Raw genomic sequence first — 17,958 nt, 5'->3', positions numbered from 1 at the left:
TTATGCCCGCCGCTGTTGCCACGCCGCCGCCAACCCACTCAAGCAGATCAAGGCGATGCCCACCACGGTGGTCAACGTCGGCGTATGGCTGAACAACAACCAGCCCAGCAACCCGGCGAAGACAATCTGGCAATACCCGAACGGCGCCAGCAGCGCCGGGGCGGCGAAACGGAAGGCCTGGGTCAGCATCAAGTGCGCCGTCATGCCGCAAGCGCCCAGCGCGAGCATCATCAACCCGTGGGTCGCGCTCGGCACCTGCCAGAAGAACGGCACCAACGCGCTCATGACCAGCGTATTGCACAGCCCGGCGAAAAAGTTGCTGGTCGTGGGGCTGTCGATCTCGGCGAGCTTGCGGGTGAGCAGCTGGTAGAAACAGAAAAACAGCGCCGAACAAAACGGCAACAGCACCGCCGGCGTGAACAGATCGCCACCAGGATGAACGATGATCAATACCCCGATAAAACCGAAGATCACCGCAATCCACTGACCGCGCGTCACGTGCTCGCCCAGCAGCGGTACCGACAAGGCAGTGACCAGCACGGGCGCAAGGAAGTTGACCGCGGTCGCCTCCGCCAAGGGGATGTACATCAGCGCCGTGGTGAAGAACAGACTGGTGCCCAACAGGCACAACGCCCGGGCAACTTGCCACAACGGCCGCTTGGTGCGCAGCACCCGTAGCCCCGAGCGCGGCAGGAAAATCCCCGCCATCAACAAGGTGTGCACCACATAACGGGCCCAGACCACCATGACGATCGGATAAAAACCCGAGAGATATTTGGACAACGCGTCGTGACTGGAGAACAAAAACGTTGCGACCAGAATAAGCACGATGCCCTTGAAAGCCTGATTGACGCCGGAGAGCGGAGTGCTGAGGGTCATGAAGGAAACCTGCGTTGCTTGATGTCGAGGCCGTGATGCACAGTGCAGTTATTGGGCCAGCGAGGGTTCCGATAAGTTCTGGATCCCAAGTGTAATGAAAATTGCGCGGCCAGACAGGATTGGCTCGCCGATGAACCAAAATCCCTCGCAGTTGCCTGACTGCTCAAGCGCGGCGCGCACCTTGGGCGTCAGAAAGCTAGACTCATCGCCACGGCAGTCATCTCTTCGCAGGGCCATTCAGAGGATTTCCCACATGTTATGGAAAAAAGGTCGCCGCAGTGACAACGTGGTGGACGCCCGTGGTGACGGTGGGGGCGGTGGCGGGATGCGGTTCGGCGGCGGCAAGGGCTTGAGCCTGACCGCCATCCTGCTGATCGTCGGCATTGGCTGGATCACCGGCCAGGACCCCATGCAGATCCTGGGACAACTCGCCGGGCAAATGGACCAGGGTTCCGCTCCCACCTCTTCGCAAACCCGCCAGGCGCCACCGGCCAACGATGAGCAGGCGGAATTCGTACGCTCGATCCTCGGCGACACCGAGGATACCTGGGGCCAAGTCTTCCAGCAGGCCGGACGCCAATACCAACAACCCAAACTGGTGCTGTTCAGCGGTCGGGTCAACTCGGCGTGCGGCCTGGCGTCCTCGGCGACCGGCCCGTTCTACTGCCCGGCGGACCGGCAGGTCTACCTGGATATGAGTTTCTTCCAGGAAATGTCCCAGCGCTTCTCCGCCGCCGGGGACTTCGCCCAAGCCTACGTCATCGCCCACGAGATCGGCCACCACGTGCAGACGCTGCTCGGCGTCTCGGCAAAAATCCAGGAGGCGCGCCAGCAAGGCCGGCAGATGGAAGGCGACGGCGGTCTGCTGGTGCGCCAGGAATTGCAGGCCGATTGCCTGGCCGGTGTCTGGGCCAACCATGCGCAAAAACGCCTGAACTGGCTGGAGCCGGGGGATATCGAGGAAGCCTTGACCGCCGCCAATGCCATCGGCGATGACCGCCTGCAGCAGCAAGGCCAGGGCCGCGTGGTGCCGGATTCCTTCACCCATGGCACGTCGGCGCAACGGGTGCGCTGGTTCAAGACCGGTTTCGCCCAGGGCCAGGTCAGCCAGTGCGACACCTTTGCGGCGAAAAACCTGTAGATGAAGTGGGTGGCGCTGATCTGGCTGGTGCTCTGCAGCGCCGTTGTCCAGGCCGAAGAACACGCCGTCAAGACGGTCGCCCAGGGTCGCCTGCTGTTCAAGGGCGGGATCATGGCCGTTGCCGTGAGCCCCCCGCCGGCTTCGATCCAGCGGGTGTTGATCATCATCCACGGCAGGCTGCGCAATGCCGACACGTATCTTCGCAGCGGCGAAAGGGCCGCCGCGCAGGCCGGTCAAACCGCAACGACATTGGTCATCGCCCCGCAGTTTCTCAACGAACAGGACGTGGCGCGCCATCAACTGCCCGCCGATCTCCTGCGCTGGCAAGGCAACGATTGGATGGCGGGCGGCCTGTCCACAGGGCCGAATCCGGTCAGTTCATTCCAAGTGCTGGACGACATCGTGGCGCGGGTCAGCGACCGGCAGCAATTTCCGGAAGTGAAGGAGATCGTGATTGCCGGTCATTCCGGTGGCGCCCAAGTCGTACAGCGCTATGCCCTGCTCGCCCGTGGCACGTATCGCATCGCACCACGGTTCGTCATAGCCAATCCATCATCGTATGCCTACCTGGACGCCCAACGGCCCATGGCATTCGCACCCGCCAGCTGCCCCTCCTTCAACCGTTGGAAATACGGCCTGGAGCAGCTGCCCGCCTACGCTGCCGGGCAAACAGCCGCGCAACTCGAAGATCACTACATCAAGCGCGACATCACTTATTTGCTGGGACAACAGGACATCGACCCGGAACACCCAGCGCTGGATAAAAGCTGTGAAGCACAGACCCAGGGCGCGTATCGACTGCTGCGCGGGCATTTCTTTTTCGATTACCTGACACGCCGCCATCCGCAGGGGCTGAACCAGCGGCTGATCGAAGTGCCCGGGGTCGGGCATGATGGGGATGGGATGTTCAATTCGCCGGAAGGGTTGAGGGTGTTGTTCGGGCAGTGAGTTTTATGGTGACCAACAGGGCTTCATCCGCCTCTCAAGCCAAAAGCATCCGCCGCAGCTCCCCACAATCGCGCGCATGCCAATCTGTCAGCTCCGGCCAGGGATTGTCCGGCAGGTTCACCAACACCGTCCGCGCCCCCGCCGCACGACCGCAGTCCAGGTCAAAGCGGTAATCCCCCACCATCACCATCGAGCCGGGCGCCACATCCCATGCCTCGGCCAACTTCAACAGGCCGCCGGGATGCGGCTTGGGCGGTGCCTCGTCGCGGCCGAGCACGTCCTCCACCGCGAAACAATCCGCCAACCCGATGGCTTCGAGGGTGATGTGGGCCAGCTCGCGGGCGTTGCGGGTCAGGATGCCCAGGCGGTAACCACGCCCGGCCAGCTCACGCACCAACTCGACCGCCCCCGGCGCGGGCTTGGAGCCCAGCGCCAGGTCCCGTTCGTGCTCCAGCAGCCAGGCGTGCTTGGCGGCTGCTTCTGCCGAGGGCAACGCCGCCAGGTGCGTAAGGATGTCGTCCTCGGCCGGAATTGCCAGGGCCACGCGGATCGCAGCGAAGTCATGCACAGCGACGGTCAGCGTGCCGTCCATGTCAAATACCCAATGCCGTACATCGACCAGGCTCATGCCCAGTCCTTGCGATGGCGGATCAGGCCTTCCTGGGTCACCGAGGCCACCAGTTGCCCGGCGCGATTGAACACGCTGCCCCGGGAAAACCCACGGGAGTTACCGGCCCACGGACTGTCCATGGCATAGAGCAACCAGTCATCGGCGCGCAGGTCGGCGTGAAACCACAACGCATGGTCAAGGCTGGCGACCTGCATATCCTTCTGCCATACCGATTTGCCGTGGGGCAACATCGAGGTGGTCAGCAGTCCGAAATCCGATGCGTAGGCCAGCAGGTATTTGTGCAGGGCCGGGATGTCCGCCAAGGCACCATCGGCACGGAACCAGACGTATTTGACCGGATCGGCCGGTTGCGGATTGTAAGGGTCTTTTTCAGTGACCGGGCGCACCTCGATCGGCTTGGGGCACAGCAGTTTTTCGCGCATGTGCTCGGGCAACAGATGCGCGCGCTGCTGGGTCAGTTCCAGCTCGGACGGCAGGTTTTCCGGCCCGACAACCTGGGGCATGGTGCTCTGGTGCTCGAAACCCTGCTCGTCATACTGGAACGAGGCGCTGCAGGTGAAGATCGGGTTGCCCTTCTGGATCGCCGTGACCCGACGGGTGCTGAAGCTGCCGCCGTCCCGTACGCGATCGACCTGGTAGACCACCGGCAATGCCGCATCGCCCGGACGCAGGAAATAACCGTGCATCGAATGCACATGGCGCGCCTCTTCCACGGTCTGGCTGGCCGCCGACAATGACTGGCCCAACACCTGGCCGCCGAACAACTGGCGAAACCCGAGGTCCTGGCTGCGTCCGCGAAACAGGTTCTCTTCGATCGGTTCCAGGGTCAGCAGGTCGACCAGATCTTCCAACACGTGGCTCATTCAGACTTTCCTCACACAGCGCAAAAACCGCGCAATCCAGGTTGCGGCGGCGGATCGATAGTGGCCCGGGCCATTTTGGCGGGCATTGTAACGTCCGTGTCGGCTAACCGTGCAGAGTCTGCAACCACTGCTCACGATTGATGCGATAGAGCACATGGTGACGCAATGGATGACCGACCGCGAGCTTTGGATGCTCGAAGTCATCCGCCGGATCATGCTGCATGCCGATGGCCTGCATGACCTTCTGTGACGGCAGGTTATCCACAGCGGTAAACGCCACGACTTCGTCGAGCCCCAGGCGGTCGAAGGCACAGCGCAACGCCGTCCAAGCCGCTTCGCTGGCATAACCGAGCCCCCAATGTTCGCGAGCCAGGCGCCAGCCGATCTCCACCGCCGGGGTGAAATGCGCATCAAAACCGACCACGCCCAGCCCGGTAAAGCCGATGAACGCTCCAGTGTCCTTGCGCTCCAATGCCCACAAGCCAAAACCGTGCTCGGCAAAATGCCCACGCACGCGGCCGATCAACGCAGCGCTTTCGAGGCGACTCAAGGGTGCCGGAAAATAACGCATCACTTGCGGATCGGCAGACATGGCCGCAAATGCCGGCAAATCATCGTCGCGCCACTGCCGCAGAATCAGCCGCGCGCTTTCCAGTTCCAGTATCGGCTCCATCTTCACTCCCTTTCCATGCCCAGAGTCTACATCGCTGGTAGGATCCTTCACTCATTCGCAGCTGAAAACACCATGCCCCTGCCGCTTATCTATCACGAAGACTACAGCCCCGAGTTCCCAGCGGAACACCGCTTCCCCATGGACAAGTTCCGCCTGCTGCGCGATCACCTGGTGGAGACCGGCCTGACTACGGATGCGGATCTGCTGCGTCCCGCCCTGTGCCCGCCGGGGATTCTCGCCCTGGCCCATGACCGCGCTTATATCGAACGCTACATGGGTGGCGAGTTGTCTCGCGAAGACCAACGGCGACTCGGCCTGCCCTGGAGCGAAGCCTTGGCGCGGCGAACGGTACGCGCCGTGGGCGGTTCACTCCTTGCCGCTGAACAAGCCCTTGAACACGGACTGGCCTGCCACCTGGCCGGCGGCACCCATCATGCCCACTACGACCACCCGGCCGGGTTCTGCATCTTCAATGACCTGGCGGTGATCAGCCGTTACTTCCTGGCCAGCGGCCGGGTCTCGCGGGTGCTGATTTTCGACTGTGACGTGCATCAGGGCGACGGTACGGCTCGAATACTCCATGACACCCCGGATGCGGTGACAGTTTCCCTGCACTGCGAAAAGAATTTTCCTGCACGCAAGGCGCAAAGCGATTGGGACATTGCGCTGCCGATGGGCATGGACGATGCCGCTTACCTAGCAGTCGTCGAGGATGCGCTCAATTACCTGCTGCCGCTCTATCAGCCGGACCTGGTGCTGTATGACGCCGGCGTCGATGTCCACAAGGATGACGCCCTCGGCTACCTGAAACTGACCGACGAGGGCCTCGCCGCCCGGGACGAGAGCGTCATGCGCCATTGCCTTGGACGGGACATTCCGGTGGTCGGTGTCATCGGCGGCGGCTATAGCAAGGATCGCAAGGCCCTGGCCCGGCGCCACGGGATCCTGCATCACAGCGCACAAAAGGTCTGGACGTCATCAGGCTGTCATTGAAATCTGGGCGCGTTACCCACAATGCCTGTGGAGCGGCCTGTGGATAACCTGAGCGAAACGGCTCGCAGCCGCTGCTGACTATGGCTTGCAGAGACTTGGTTGTTTTTTGACCAGCTCATTCAAGAACACCACCTGCCTTGGAATTTGTGCTGATAGAATGCCGCGCCATTCCTAGTTTCCGCAGTTCATACCATGACCTCGACCATCTCATCTTGCCCCCCAAGCATCGCCATCATCGGCGGCGGACCAGCCGGCTTGATGGCGGCCGAGGTGTTGAGCCAGGCCGGTGTCCAGGTCGACCTGTACGACGGCATGCCCTCGGTGGGCAGGAAGTTTCTCCTGGCGGGTGTCGGCGGCATGAACATCACCCACTCGGAAGCCTTCCCAGCCTTCCTGTCCCGCTACGGGGAGCGCGCGCCGCATATCGCCCCGCTGCTGCGAGCATTCGGCGCGGATGAGTTGTGCCAATGGATTCACGGCCTGGGCATCGATACCTTCGTCGGCAGCTCCGGGCGCGTGTTCCCGACTGACATGAAAGCCGCCCCGCTGCTGCGCGCCTGGCTCAAGCGCCTGCGGGACGCCGGCGTGGTGATCCACACGCGCCACCGCTGGCTGGGTTGGAATCCCGACGGCAGCCTGCGCATCGCCAGCCCGGACGGCGAAAAGACGTTGCTCCCCAACGCGACGTTATTGGCCCTGGGTGGCGGCAGTTGGTCGCGCCTGGGTTCCGACGGTGCATGGATGCTGGCGCTGGAACAGCGCGGCGTGACCCTGGCGCCCTTACAGCCGAGCAATTGCGGGTTCGACGTCGAGGCCTGGAGCGATCTGATGATCGGCAAGTTCGCCGGCGCCCCGCTGAAGAACATCGCCATGGGCCTGAACGACGATGTGCCACGTCTCGGCGAATGCGTCATCACCGCCACCGGCATCGAAGGCAGCCTGGTCTACGCCCTGTCGGCAGCGATTCGCGAAGCCATCAACCAGCACGGCAGCGCGACCGTCCATCTGGACCTGCTGCCGGGCCGGCCTGTGGACAAGCTCGTCCAGGCCTTGAACAAACCACGCGGATCACGCTCGATGGCCAAGCACCTGCACAGCCAACTTGGGCTCGATGGGGTCAAGGCGGCGCTGTTGCGCGAGCTGACGTCGGCCGATTGCTTCGCCGACATGGCGCGGCTGGCGCAGGCGATCAAGGCGTTGCCGGTCACGCTGGTGAAAACCCGTCCACTGGACGAAGCCATCAGCAGCGCCGGCGGCGTGACGTTCGAAGCCTTGGACGAACGGCTGATGCTCAAGCAGCTCCCCGGGGTTTTCTGCGCCGGGGAGATGCTCGACTGGGAAGCGCCGACTGGCGGCTATCTGCTCACGGCATGCTTTGCCAGTGGCCGGGCAGCGGGGTTGGGGATGTTGGAGTGGTTACAGCGCCCGGATTGAAACCGGGGCGCAGCAGACCATCAAGGCTTGCGCTTACGCGGCCCGGTATTGAACACCGGCACTTTTCGCACAGGCTTGACCGATGGTTCCACCGGCGCCGAGTCACCACTGTCCACCCACTTGCCCAGGTTGCGCTTGCCGCCGCTGCCCTGGGTTTTCGGTTTCTTCGGCTTTTTCGGCTTCTTGACGACCTGACCGCTGGCATCGGTCTCCGGTACGCGGTGTTCCGGTTCGAAATCCTGTTCCATCTGCCGGGGCAATGTCTGACGGGTCAAGGTCTCGATGGCCGACAGCAGGTTCACTTCATCGGCGCAGACCAGGGAAATCGCCTGCCCGGTAGCGCCCGCCCGACCGGTCCGGCCGATGCGGTGGATGTAGTCCTCGGCGACGATCGGCAGGTCGAAGTTCACCACCAACGGCAAATCTTCGATATCCAGGCCACGGGCGGCCACGTCGGTGGCTACCAGGATTTGCACTTCGCTGGCCTTGAAACGATCCAGCGCACGCTGGCGGGTCGCCTGGGGCTTGTCGCCGTGGATGCCATCGGCATTCACACCCAGGCCCTGAAGTTTTTCCACCAGTGCATCGACGCCGTTACGGGTCTTGGCGAATACCAGCACTTGCTTCCACTTGTGCTTGCGCATCAGGTGAACGAACAGCTCCGGCTTGCGCTTCTTGTCCACCGTCACCACCCATTGCTTGACGGTGTTGGCGGCAACGTTGCGCGGGCTCACTTCGATGCTCAGCGGGTCGTTGAGCATCTGCCCGGCCAACAAGCGGATGGCATCGGAGAAGGTCGCCGAGAACAGCAGCGTCTGGCGCTTCTTCGGCAGGGCCTTGTAGATATTCGCCAGCTCTTCGGAGAAACCCAGGTCGAGCATGCGGTCGGCTTCGTCCAGCACCAGGGTCTGCAACTGATTGAACTTCAGCGCGTTCTGGCGGAACAAGTCGAGCAATCGACCCGGCGTGGCAACCAGCAGGTCGACACCTTTGCGCAACTTCATCATCTGCGGGTTGATGCTGACGCCGCCGTACACCGCGTAGGTGCTCAATGGCAGGTTCTGCGCGTACTGGCGCACGCTTTCATGGACCTGCTCAGCCAGCTCGCGGGTCGGCACCAGGATCAGCGCCCGCACCGAGTTGGCCGCGACCTTCGGCCCTTCGGTGGTCAGCAACTGCAACAGCGGCACGGCGAAACCGGCGGTCTTGCCGGTGCCGGTCTGGGCCGCGGCCATCAGGTCGCGCCCGGCGAGCACGGCAGGCATGGCTTGGGCCTGAACCGGGGTCGGAGTCTGGTAGCCGAGCGTCTCGAGGGCGCGCAACAGGGGTTCGATCAGGCCAAGGGTGGCGAAAGTCATGGAGGTACCGTAGGAAAAATCAGCGCAGGGTGTGCAATGCGCGGCAGTTTACCCTAAATCAGGATTCGGCCGGTGCAGGCTTGGGCTTGCGCCACTGCGGCAACCCGATCAACACCACGGCGCTGATGATCACCAGCATCGCCACGGCTTCTTCGATGCCGATGGTCTCCCCAGCGAAGACGATCCCAAGCAACACCGCCACCGCCGGGTTGACGTAGGCATAGCTGGTGGCCGCCGCCGGACGCACATGCTTGAGCAGGTACATGTAGGCATTGAAGGCGATGATCGAACCGAAACCGATCAGGTAGACCAGCGCAAACCAGCCTTCCAGCGGCGGCATGCTTTCAAGGCGCTCGCCACAGGCGAAGCTGCCGATCAACAGCACCACGCCAGCCACCAGCATCTCCACCGCGCTGGCCATCGCCCCCGCCGGCAACGACACATGCTTGCTCAACACCGAGCCGAAGGCCCAGGAAGCCGCCGCAAACACGAGCAAGGCCGCCCCCAGCGGGCTCGATTGCAAGTTGGAACCGAGGTTGAGCATGGCGATGCCGATCAGCCCCAATACAATCCCGGCCCACTCCAGGCGGGTATTACGCGCGCCCCAGAAATAACCGCAGAGCAGGGTAAACAAAGGCACGGTCGCCACGGCCAGCGCCGCGACGCCGGACGCCACCCCCGTGTGCTCGGCCACACTCACCGCGCCATTGCCAAACGTGAGCAGCAACACACCAATGAGTGCTCCGGCCTTCCACTGCGCCCAGGTCGGTGCCGGCGCCCCACGCCAGCGCAGGAAGCCGTACATCAGCGAACCGGCAATCACGAAACGAATCCCCGCCAGCAACAACGGCGGCCAATACTCCACACCAATGCGAATCACCAGGTAGGTCGAACCCCAGATGACGTACAAGGCGAAGAAGGCAGCGATCAACGGCAAGGGAAAACGGCGTGTGCCAGGCATGTTCAACTCGAAGTCAGGACGATGAAACCCGTCATTCTAAAAAGGCGCTCGACAGAAATTAAGTTACAAAACCTGTTTATCCGAGCCATACACTTTTAATGTTGAGTGCTTAGAACCCGCGATGCCGCTTGAGATGCTCATTGATTTTCGCCGCCGGCACTTTCTGCAAACTGCACAGCAAATCATGGGACAGCTCCCGCAGCCCATGCTTTTGCCGCAATTCCGAGGCCAGGTGCGCGGTGAGGTTGGCGGCCATTTCGGCGTCGGCCATGGCCCGGTGGGCCTGGCCGGTGTGGGGCAAGCCGGCGAACACGTTGAGGGTGCCGAGCTTGTGGTTCGGCGCCGCCGGCATCAAACGCCGGGCCAGCAACAGTGAACAGGCAAAATTCTGCAAGCGGGTGCGCTTGATGCGTCCCAGCTCGAAGTCCCAGAACTTCTGGTCGAACGCGGCGTTGTGGGCCAGCAGCGGCGTGATGCCGACGAATTCGTTGACCTCGTTCATCACCTTTTCCGCCGGGGGTGCGCTGCGCAGCATGGCGTTGCTGATGCCGGTGAGCTGTTCGATGAAGGCCGGTACGCGGACGCCGGCATTCATCAGGCTCTGGTAGCGGTCGACGATCCGGCCTTGTTCGAGCATCACCACCGCGATTTCCGTGGCCCGGCACCCGCTGCTCGGGGTAATGCCGGTGGTTTCAAAGTCGATGACTGCGATGCGTTCCAAACCCGTGGGGCTCCTTGAAGTTCAATTCTTGAGCAGCAGCGCGCCCTCAATGGGCACGTAGCGGCTGGCGGCGCGGATCAGTGAATTGGCGGTCAGCCCCGGTACACCGTAGGCCACCGCTTGCACGCCGTGCTTGCTGATGATGCGTTCTAGCAACATGTCGAAATCGCCATCGCCGGAGGCCAGCACCACCTCATCGACGTGATCGGCGGCGTCCATGATGTCGAGCGTAATGCCCACGTCCCAGTCGCCCTTGGCCGAGCCGTCGCTGCGCTGGATGTAAGGCTTGAGCTTCACGGTGAAACCCAGGTTGCGCAGGATCTGCTGGAATTGCTGCTGCTTGCTGTCACCGCGATCGATCGCATAGGCGTAGGCCTCGACGATCTGCCCCTGCTTGCTCACATCAGCCCACAGCGCGGCGTAGTTGAAATGGCAACCATAGGCTTGGCGTACGGTGTAGTAGAGGTTCTGGACATCGGCGAACACTGCAATTTTTTTCACCGCGTTTCCTCGTTGATACGCACGCGCGTAGGCCACCCGGCCCGAAAAGTCGCCCAGTATGCCAGCCTCGAGGAATGTTCTGCGAGTAATCGCCTCGAGGCGCCAGGGCGCCCCGGACGAATGGCGGGTCAGACGAAGGAGTCGTCGTCGCCGAAGAAAGACGAATCGTCGCTGTAGTCCGCGTCGCTAAAACCGCCCTGGTCATTGCCATAGGTGTCGCTGTCAGCCACGCGCGGCTCATCGCCCCAGCCATTGTCGCCACTGTTGGCAGTGTCGTTGACGGGCTGGGCCGGTTCTTCCTTGAGAACCTCGACGATTTCCTGGGGTTGATTGCTGTGGAAGAGGCTGCTGATGCCTTGGGCCAACATCACGCCACCGGCCACGCCTGCGGCGGTCTTCAGCGCTCCGCCGAGGAAGCTGCCCGCCGCCGGGGCTTGCTGTTGCGGCGCACCATAGTTGCCCGGCGCGGCACCGAAGCCTTGCTGTGTCGGCGCATTGAACGATGGGCGTGCCGGTTCGCGCCAGCCGCCACCGCTGGGGGCCGGCGCGCTCGCGGGCCGGGAATCGCGGTTGCTGCCGCCGAAGATGCTTGAGAGGAAACCACCGCCACCGCTTGGCGCGGATGCCTGGCTGCGGGACTGCTGCAACTGCGCTTGCAGTTGTTCGATCTGCTGGGAGAGTTGGGTGTTCTGCTCGTCCAGGCGCTTGATCGCCGCCTCTTGCACCAGGATCGCCTGGGCCATGAAATAGCCCGCCGCAGGTTGCCTGGCCAAATGCTCCTTGATCCGCGCCTCGGCCTGGGCGTCGCGTGGCGCTGAATCCTTTTCGGCCTGCTGCAACCGTGAAAACAGTCCATCGATCAGGGTTTGTTCTTCGCTGTTCATGGCGACCTCATCAGATTGCCGGATAAAAAACCAAGCCGGTCCGCACAAGACCGGTGCCCGTCAGTAATGGGGTCCGCCAAGACGCTTTCAACGGTCTTTACCTGATGTTTACGTTTGTTTATGCGGGCAGCTGATGGGTAAAGTGTCGGACCGCTTTTCTGAACTGCGATACCGACCCATGAATCCGTTAGAAGTACTGCGTGACTCCTTGTATTTTTTCAAGCGCCATCTGGGCCGCATCGCCCAGTTGTGCCTGCCGCTGGTGATACTCGAAGCGGTGCTGCAGCAAGGGGTGGACAGCGCCGTCGGGGCCGACGGTTTTTCCGGCTACAGCGTGATCGTCGGGTTATTGGTGTACCCGCTGTACACGGCGGCGTTGATTCTGTTTCTTGACGCCCGCAGTCGTGGCGAAGCCCCTCGCCCCCGCGACCTGCTCGCCGCCTCGCTCCTGCAATGGCCACGCTTCGCCTTGCTGACCGCCCTCAATACGCTGCTGATCCTGATTGGCATCTCGTTGTATTTCCTGCCGGGGCTATGGTTGATGGTCGTCCTGGCCTTCGGTGAATATCTGTTGGTGCTCAAAGGCATGACTCCACTGGCAGCGATGAAGGAAAGCCTGCGCATGAGTCGCGGTCATTTCTGGCGAATCCTGCTGTGCATCCTGGCCGTGATGATCCCGCTGTGGCTGCTCAAGGGCGCCAGCGTCTCGGTGTATCCGCCGCCGCAGAACCCCTTGGTCAGTTTGCTGGTCGACAGCATCCACAGCTTCCTGCAACTGTTTACCACGGTGGTACTGTTCCGCATGTTCATGTTGATTGCTGAAAAACCTCAGTCATGACCCGTCTGCTGCGATACGCCCTGCTGGGCCTGTTGTTGATTATCGGCATCGGAGCCTTTTCGGTTTATGGCCTGACGTGGCGTCCCCAGGCCCGGGAAACGCTGCCCGTCAGCTGCGCCGCGAACGCCGCACCGTTGATGCCCGGCCAAGCCTTGAAGGTCATGACCTGGAACGTGCAATTCCTGGCCGGCAAGCGCTACGTGTTCTGGCACGACCTTGCCCAAGGCAACGATGAAAGCCCGACCCCGGAAGACATGGCCTTCAGCCTGGACGAAGTGGCCCGGGTCATTCGCGACGAGCAACCGGATGTGGTGTTGCTCCAGGAACTCGACAACGGCGCCAAGGCCAGCGACTACCAGGACCAGCTCAAGCTGTTGCAGGAGCGCCTGGCCGACCTCTACCCGTGCGGCACCAGCGCGTTCGATTGGAAAGCCGACTTCATCCCTAACCCGCGGATCTTCGGCAGCGTCGGCCGGCAGTTGGCGACGCTGAGCCGCTACCGCATCGACCACGCCGAGCGAGTGCAATTGCCGGTGGCTGATGGGAATTTCATCAGCCGCCAGTTCCAGCCGAAAAACGCCCTGCTCGTGAGTTACCTGGCCCTGGACGGCGGGGGGCAGCTGGCGGTGCTCAATACGCACCTGGAGCGGGCCACGCAACCGGACGACACCGCGCAGAAACAGATCGGTGCCGTTTCCAAGTCCCTCGACAAGCTTGAATCCGCCGGCACGCCCTGGCTGATCGGCGGCGATTTCAACCTGTTGCCCCTGGGCCAATACCGGCGTTTGCCAACCGAACAGCGCTCGCCCTACTCCGCCGACAGCGAGCTGCACCTGTTGTGGGACAAATACCCGATGATCCCCACCAACAACGAGGCCAGTGGCATCGACCGCGCACACTGGCTGACCCACTACCCCAACGACCCCGGCCTCAACGGCCCCGACCGCACCGTCGACTACCTGTTCTACAGCCCGCGCCTCAAGCGGGTCCAGGCCCAGGTGCGGCAGGATGACACGTTGCGCATCTCCGATCATTTGCCGGTGATTGCGCGGTTTCTGTTGCCGGCGATGCCGTGACAGCTTTTAGAAACTGTGGGATAGCCTGCTCGCTCCCAAGGGGGCTGTGTTTCAGATTACAGACCTTGGGCCCTTTCACTTGCGCGGCTTGGCCCGCGCCGTCGCTTCCGCCACCAGCGGGTCGTCCGGCCAGTAGTGCTTGGGATATCGTCCCTTGAGGTCTTTCTTCACCTCGGCGTAGGTGTTGCGCCAGAAGCTCGCCAAGTCCTGGGTCACCTGCACCGGTCGACGTGCTGGCGATAGCAGGTGCAGCTTGACCACCTGCCGTCCGCCGGCGATGCGCGGGGTGTCGGACAGGCCGAAGAGTTCCTGCAAGCGCACCGCCAGGATCGGCGGGTGTTCGCTGTAATCCAGGCGAATCGACGACCCGGAAGGCACGCTCAAATGGTGCGGCGCCTGTTCGTCCAAGCGTTGCGGCAATGGCCAGGGCAGCAGGTTGTGGACGATGCTCGACAGGTCCAGGTTGGCGAAATGACTGAGTCGCGACACACGCCCCAGGTAAGGCATCAACCAGTGTTCGAGGCTTTCCAGCAACGCCGCATCGCTGACGTCCGGCCATTCGCTCTCGCCCTTGCTCTCCCTATCGAGCCGACGCAACAGCGCCACCCGCGCCTGCCATTGCCGCAACTCCGGCGTCCACGGCAGCAGTTCGAGGCCTTTGCGCCGGACCAGATTGACCAGTGCCTGGCTGCGGGCCGCCTCATCCAGGCCGGTCAACGGCTCGCGGCTGAGCACCAGTTCGCCGACCTTGCGCTGACGCTCGGCCCGCAGCACGCCTTCGCGCTCGTCCCAGTCCAGTTGATCGACCGTCTGCACCTGTTCGGCCAGCACTGAATCGAACAGGGCCGGGTCGAAATCCGTCGCCAGGTAGATCCGCTCTTCCCGCTGGCCCTGGCGACTGCCCAAATCGGCAATGACCAGCCAGGGTTGTTTCATCAGGCTGTCGGCCTCGGCGAACAGCGCCGCACGACCGTTGGCCAGGCGATATTCCGCACCGCCGGGGCGCCGTTGCTGGGCGACACGATCCGGATAGGCCAACGCCAACAATGCACCGAGCCAGCGTGGATGATCGGGATCGGCGACGGCCTCCTCGGCCTTGCCCCGTAAATAGCCGCGATATTGCCGGGCCAATTGCCGCGCCCGCTGCACGCCACCCTGGGCGCCGCGTGCTGCTCGCTCCTCACCGGACAACAAGACCAGACGGCTGTGCAGATCCGCCCCGGCGCCGCGCAGGATGTCGCGCTCGCCCAGCAGCGCGGCGACGTTGCAGGCCATGTCCGCCAGCCCCAGCGCCTGGCCGCGCAACAGCAGATGGGCAATGCGCGGATGGGCCGGCAGTTCGGCCATGGTCTGGCCGTGGCGGGTCAGTTGGCCGCCGTCGAGTGCGCCGAGACGTTGCAGCAGGTCCTGGGCCTGGGCATAAGCAGCGGCAGGCGGGACGTCGAGCCAGACCAGTTGCTGCGGTGTCACGCCCCAGCGTCCCAATTGCAGGGCCAACCCGGCCAGGTCCGCTGAGAGAATCTCGGCGCTGCCGTAGGCGGCCAATTGTTCGTGCTGGTCTTCGGACCACAGCCGATAGCACACCCCCGGTTCCAGGCGCCCGGCGCGACCGGCCCGCTGGGTCGCGCTGGCCCGGGAAATACGTTGGGTGTCGAGCCGGGTCATGCCACTGCCCGGATCGAAACGCGGCACCCGGGCCAGTCCGGCGTCGATCACCACTCTCACGCCATCGATGGTCAGGCTGGTTTCGGCAATGTTGGTGGCCAGCACGACTTTGCGCAGGCCGGGCGGCGCCGGATCGATGGCAGCGCGCTGGGCCGCCAGGTCCAGCTCACCGTGCAGCGGGCACAGCAACACGTTGCCACCGTCGCCGAGGGCATCGGCCAACTGTTGGTGAACGCGACGGATTTCCGCTTGCCCAGGCAAGAACACCAGCACGCTGCCGGTTTCATCGTGCAGAGCTTCGAGCACGGTCTGCACCAGCCGTGGCTCGATGAACTCGCCGGGCTGGAACGGCCGCCCCCAACGCACCGTCACCGGGAACATGCGTCCTTCGCTGCGCAGGATCGGCGCGTCGTCCAACAGACCGGCCAGGCGCTCGCCTTCCAGGGTCGCGGACATCAGCAGGATTTTCAGCGGTTGGTCTTCGCGAAACAGCTCGCGGCCATTGAGGCTCAAGGCCAGGGCGAGGTCGGCGTCGAGGCTGCGCTCGTGGAACTCATCGAAGATCAGCAGCCCCACGCCTTCCAGCGCCGGATCATCTTGCAGGCGGCGAGTGAGGATGCCTTCGGTGACCACTTCGATGCGGGTATCGGGGCCGACCTTGCTGTCGAGGCGAATCCGGTAGCCGACGGTTTCTCCGACTTTTTCCCCCAGCTCGCTGGCCAGCCGCTCGGCCGCCGCCCGTGCCGCCAGGCGCCGGGGTTCGAGCATGAGGATGGTCTGCCCGGCCAGCCAGGGCTCGTTCAGCAGGGCCAACGGAACACGGGTGGTTTTACCGGCGCCGGGGGGCGCTTCGAGCACCGCTTCGTGGCGCGAGGCCAGGGCTTGGCGCAGGGTGGGTAAAACTTCATCAATCGGCAAAGAAATCATGCTGGCTCCAAAACAGAGGGCCGAGTATAACGGCGAACTGTTTAGCGTGGTCTGGACTCCAACCAGCAACGCCCATACCTGCTCAGGAGATTGCTATGCGTATTCCCTTTCGCGTGATCGGCGGCGTCCTGGTCGCCACCCTGCTGACCCAGATCAGCGCGTGTGGCTCGATCTTCTACCCGGACCGTCGCGGCCAGATCGAAGGCAAGATCGACCCGGCCATCGCCGCCCTCGATGCCGTCGGCCTGCTGTTCTATATCATCCCCGGCCTGATCGCCTTCGCCGTCGACTTCGCCACCGGCGCGATCTATTTCGAACCGGGCCGCAGCGTCCAGATCGAGCCAGAGAAACTCAAGCCGGCCATCAACCCCGACGGCACGGTCAATAACCAAAAGCTGCAAGCGATCCTGGAAAGCGAGTTGGGCCGCAGCTTCCCGCTGGACGATCCTCGCCTTATCCAGCACAAGGGCAACGTCCAGCAATTGGCCGCGTTCGGTCTCATACCCGCCGCATAACGGGCGTAACCCAAGGAAGACCGCGCCATGACCACCAGCACCGAACACGCTCGCCTGTTGCGCCTGGCCACCCGGGCGTCGGTGGCCGTGGCACTTGTCTTGATCCTCGCCAAGGCGTTGGCCTGGTGGCTCAGCGGCTCGGTAAGCATGCTCGCCGGCCTGACCGACTCGGCGCTGGACGGCGTCACCTCGCTGCTCAATCTGCTGGCGGTGCACTACGCGCTGCGCCCTGCCGATGACGATCATCGCTACGGCCATGGCAAGGCCGAATCCCTGGCCGGCATGGCCCAGGCACTGTTTATCGGTGGCAGTGCGGTACTGATCGGGTTGCAGGCCTTCGAGCGCTTGAAGAACCCACTCCCCGTGGACGCGCCCTGGCTGAGCGTCGGCGTGATCGTGTTTTCCCTGGTCCTGACGCTGGCCCTGTTGGCGCTGCAGCATCGGGTCATCCGCGCCACCGGCTCCAACGCCGTGCGCGCCGATTCGCTGCATTACCGCTCGGATTTGTTGCTCAACGGCAGCATCCTGGTGGCGCTGGTCCTGGCTGGACTCGGCTGGTATCAATTCGACGCTTGGTTCGGCCTCGGCATCGCGGCGTATATCCTGTGGAGCGCCATCCAGATTGCCCGGGAAAGCTTCGCCGTGCTGATGGATGAAGAGCTGCCGCCCGACGTCAGCCGGCACATGCTGGAGCTGGCCTGTGCGGTGCCCGGCGTGCTCGGCGCCCATGACCTGCGCACGCGGATCTCCGGCAACCATTGGTTTGTGCAGTTGCACCTGGAATTACCCGGGGAGTTGACCCTGTCGGTAGCCCACGGCATCAGCGACCAGGCCGCCGATGCGATTCATCGCGCTTACCCGAAGACCGAGGTGCTGGTGCATGCCGATCCGTCGGAAGTGGTGAAGCGCGCCAGCGCTTGATGCCGACCACAGAACCCGCCACAGGGAAC

General features: G+C 63.3%; 18 protein-coding genes. 8 read left to right on the top strand and 10 right to left on the bottom strand.

Annotated elements, in window-relative coordinates:
• On the bottom strand, positions 1–879 hold the full coding sequence (locus tag JZ00_RS26030) for a DMT family transporter (protein ID WP_039594102.1): 879 nt from the start codon (positions 877–879) through the stop codon (positions 1–3).
• A 253-nt stretch (positions 880–1,132) separates the two neighbouring features.
• On the opposite strand from JZ00_RS26030, the gene ypfJ reads away from it, so the two are divergent.
• Together ypfJ and JZ00_RS26015 are read left to right on the top strand one after the other, a co-directional pair.
• A complete protein-coding gene (gene ypfJ, locus JZ00_RS26020) occupies positions 1,133–2,020 on the top strand; it encodes a KPN_02809 family neutral zinc metallopeptidase (RefSeq protein WP_039594100.1) in 888 nt (295 codons plus the stop codon).
• Entirely contained in the window at positions 2,021–2,968 is a 948-nt protein-coding gene (locus JZ00_RS26015) for a lipoprotein (protein ID WP_039594099.1), read from the top strand. It begins immediately after the preceding gene.
• Between the two features lie 34 nt (positions 2,969–3,002).
• Here JZ00_RS26015 and JZ00_RS26010 read toward each other — a convergent pair whose 3' ends face one another.
• The 3 genes from JZ00_RS26010 to JZ00_RS26000 all read right to left on the bottom strand — a co-directional run bounded on the left by JZ00_RS26010 (position 3,003) and on the right by JZ00_RS26000 (position 5,135).
• Positions 3,003–3,596, bottom strand: coding sequence for an HAD family hydrolase (locus JZ00_RS26010; RefSeq protein ID WP_039594098.1), 594 nt, complete (start codon positions 3,594–3,596; stop codon positions 3,003–3,005).
• On the bottom strand, positions 3,593–4,462 hold the full coding sequence (gene tesB, locus JZ00_RS26005; RefSeq protein ID WP_039594097.1) for an acyl-CoA thioesterase II: 870 nt from the start codon (positions 4,460–4,462) through the stop codon (positions 3,593–3,595). Before tesB ends, JZ00_RS26010 begins: the two co-directional genes overlap by 4 nt.
• Positions 4,463–4,565: 103 nt before the next feature.
• Positions 4,566–5,135, bottom strand: coding sequence for a GNAT family N-acetyltransferase (locus JZ00_RS26000; protein WP_039594096.1), 570 nt, complete (start codon positions 5,133–5,135; stop codon positions 4,566–4,568).
• A gap of 72 nt (positions 5,136–5,207) precedes the next feature.
• Here JZ00_RS26000 and JZ00_RS25995 point away from each other — a divergent pair, with 72 nt between their 5' ends.
• Both JZ00_RS25995 and JZ00_RS25990 read left to right on the top strand, forming a co-directional pair.
• Entirely contained in the window at positions 5,208–6,128 is a 921-nt protein-coding gene (locus tag JZ00_RS25995; protein WP_039594095.1) for a histone deacetylase family protein, read from the top strand.
• Positions 6,129–6,320: 192 nt separating this feature from the next.
• Positions 6,321–7,562: a TIGR03862 family flavoprotein gene (locus tag JZ00_RS25990; protein ID WP_039594094.1), complete on the top strand. Its 1,242-nt coding sequence runs from the start codon at positions 6,321–6,323 to the stop codon at positions 7,560–7,562.
• A 20-nt stretch (positions 7,563–7,582) separates the two neighbouring features.
• Here the strand turns inward: JZ00_RS25990 and JZ00_RS25985 are convergent, their stop codons facing one another.
• The 5 genes from JZ00_RS25985 to JZ00_RS25965 all read right to left on the bottom strand — a co-directional run bounded on the left by JZ00_RS25985 (position 7,583) and on the right by JZ00_RS25965 (position 11,987).
• Positions 7,583–8,920, bottom strand: coding sequence for a DEAD/DEAH box helicase (locus JZ00_RS25985; protein ID WP_039594093.1), 1,338 nt, complete (start codon positions 8,918–8,920; stop codon positions 7,583–7,585).
• 58 nt (positions 8,921–8,978) lie between these two features.
• Entirely contained in the window at positions 8,979–9,881 is a 903-nt protein-coding gene (yedA, locus tag JZ00_RS25980) for a drug/metabolite exporter YedA (protein ID WP_039594092.1), read from the bottom strand.
• A gap of 109 nt (positions 9,882–9,990) precedes the next feature.
• Positions 9,991–10,602 carry a 3'-5' exonuclease gene (locus JZ00_RS25975; protein WP_039594091.1) on the bottom strand — a complete coding sequence of 204 codons (612 nt, stop codon included), beginning with the start codon at positions 10,600–10,602 and terminating at the stop codon, positions 9,991–9,993.
• Between the two features lie 21 nt (positions 10,603–10,623).
• Entirely contained in the window at positions 10,624–11,103 is a 480-nt protein-coding gene (locus JZ00_RS25970; protein ID WP_030140338.1) for a LabA-like NYN domain-containing protein, read from the bottom strand.
• Between the two features lie 128 nt (positions 11,104–11,231).
• The gene (locus tag JZ00_RS25965; RefSeq protein ID WP_039594090.1) at positions 11,232–11,987 is read right to left on the bottom strand and encodes a DUF2076 domain-containing protein; all 756 of its coding nucleotides are present in this window, start codon (positions 11,985–11,987) and stop codon (positions 11,232–11,234) included.
• Between the two features lie 178 nt (positions 11,988–12,165).
• Here JZ00_RS25965 and JZ00_RS25960 point away from each other — a divergent pair, with 178 nt between their 5' ends.
• A complete protein-coding gene (locus JZ00_RS25960; protein WP_039594089.1) occupies positions 12,166–12,825 on the top strand; it encodes a YciC family protein in 660 nt (219 codons plus the stop codon).
• Positions 12,822–13,901, top strand: a complete 1,080-nt coding sequence (locus tag JZ00_RS25955) for an endonuclease/exonuclease/phosphatase family protein (protein WP_039594088.1) — start codon at positions 12,822–12,824, stop codon at positions 13,899–13,901. Before JZ00_RS25960 ends, JZ00_RS25955 begins: the two co-directional genes overlap by 4 nt.
• Positions 13,902–13,976: 75 nt before the next feature.
• Here the strand turns inward: JZ00_RS25955 and hrpB are convergent, their stop codons facing one another.
• Positions 13,977–16,493 (bottom strand): ATP-dependent helicase HrpB, encoded by a 2,517-nt coding sequence (hrpB, locus tag JZ00_RS25950; RefSeq protein WP_039594087.1) that lies wholly within the window; start codon positions 16,491–16,493, stop codon positions 13,977–13,979.
• 95 nt (positions 16,494–16,588) lie between these two features.
• On the opposite strand from hrpB, the gene JZ00_RS25945 reads away from it, so the two are divergent.
• Positions 16,589–17,008 carry a hypothetical protein gene (locus JZ00_RS25945; RefSeq protein ID WP_039594086.1) on the top strand — a complete coding sequence of 140 codons (420 nt, stop codon included), beginning with the start codon at positions 16,589–16,591 and terminating at the stop codon, positions 17,006–17,008.
• A 27-nt stretch (positions 17,009–17,035) separates the two neighbouring features.
• Positions 17,036–17,929 (top strand): cation diffusion facilitator family transporter, encoded by an 894-nt coding sequence (locus tag JZ00_RS25940; RefSeq protein WP_039594085.1) that lies wholly within the window; start codon positions 17,036–17,038, stop codon positions 17,927–17,929.
• Positions 17,930–17,958: the final 29 nt, after the last annotated feature.

The organism is Pseudomonas frederiksbergensis (assembly GCF_000802155.2).
Classification (GTDB): Bacteria; Pseudomonadota; Gammaproteobacteria; order Pseudomonadales; family Pseudomonadaceae; genus Aquipseudomonas; species Aquipseudomonas frederiksbergensis_A.
The sequence above is the reverse complement of the archived record's forward strand: the minus strand, read 5'-3'. Positions and strand labels throughout refer to the sequence as shown.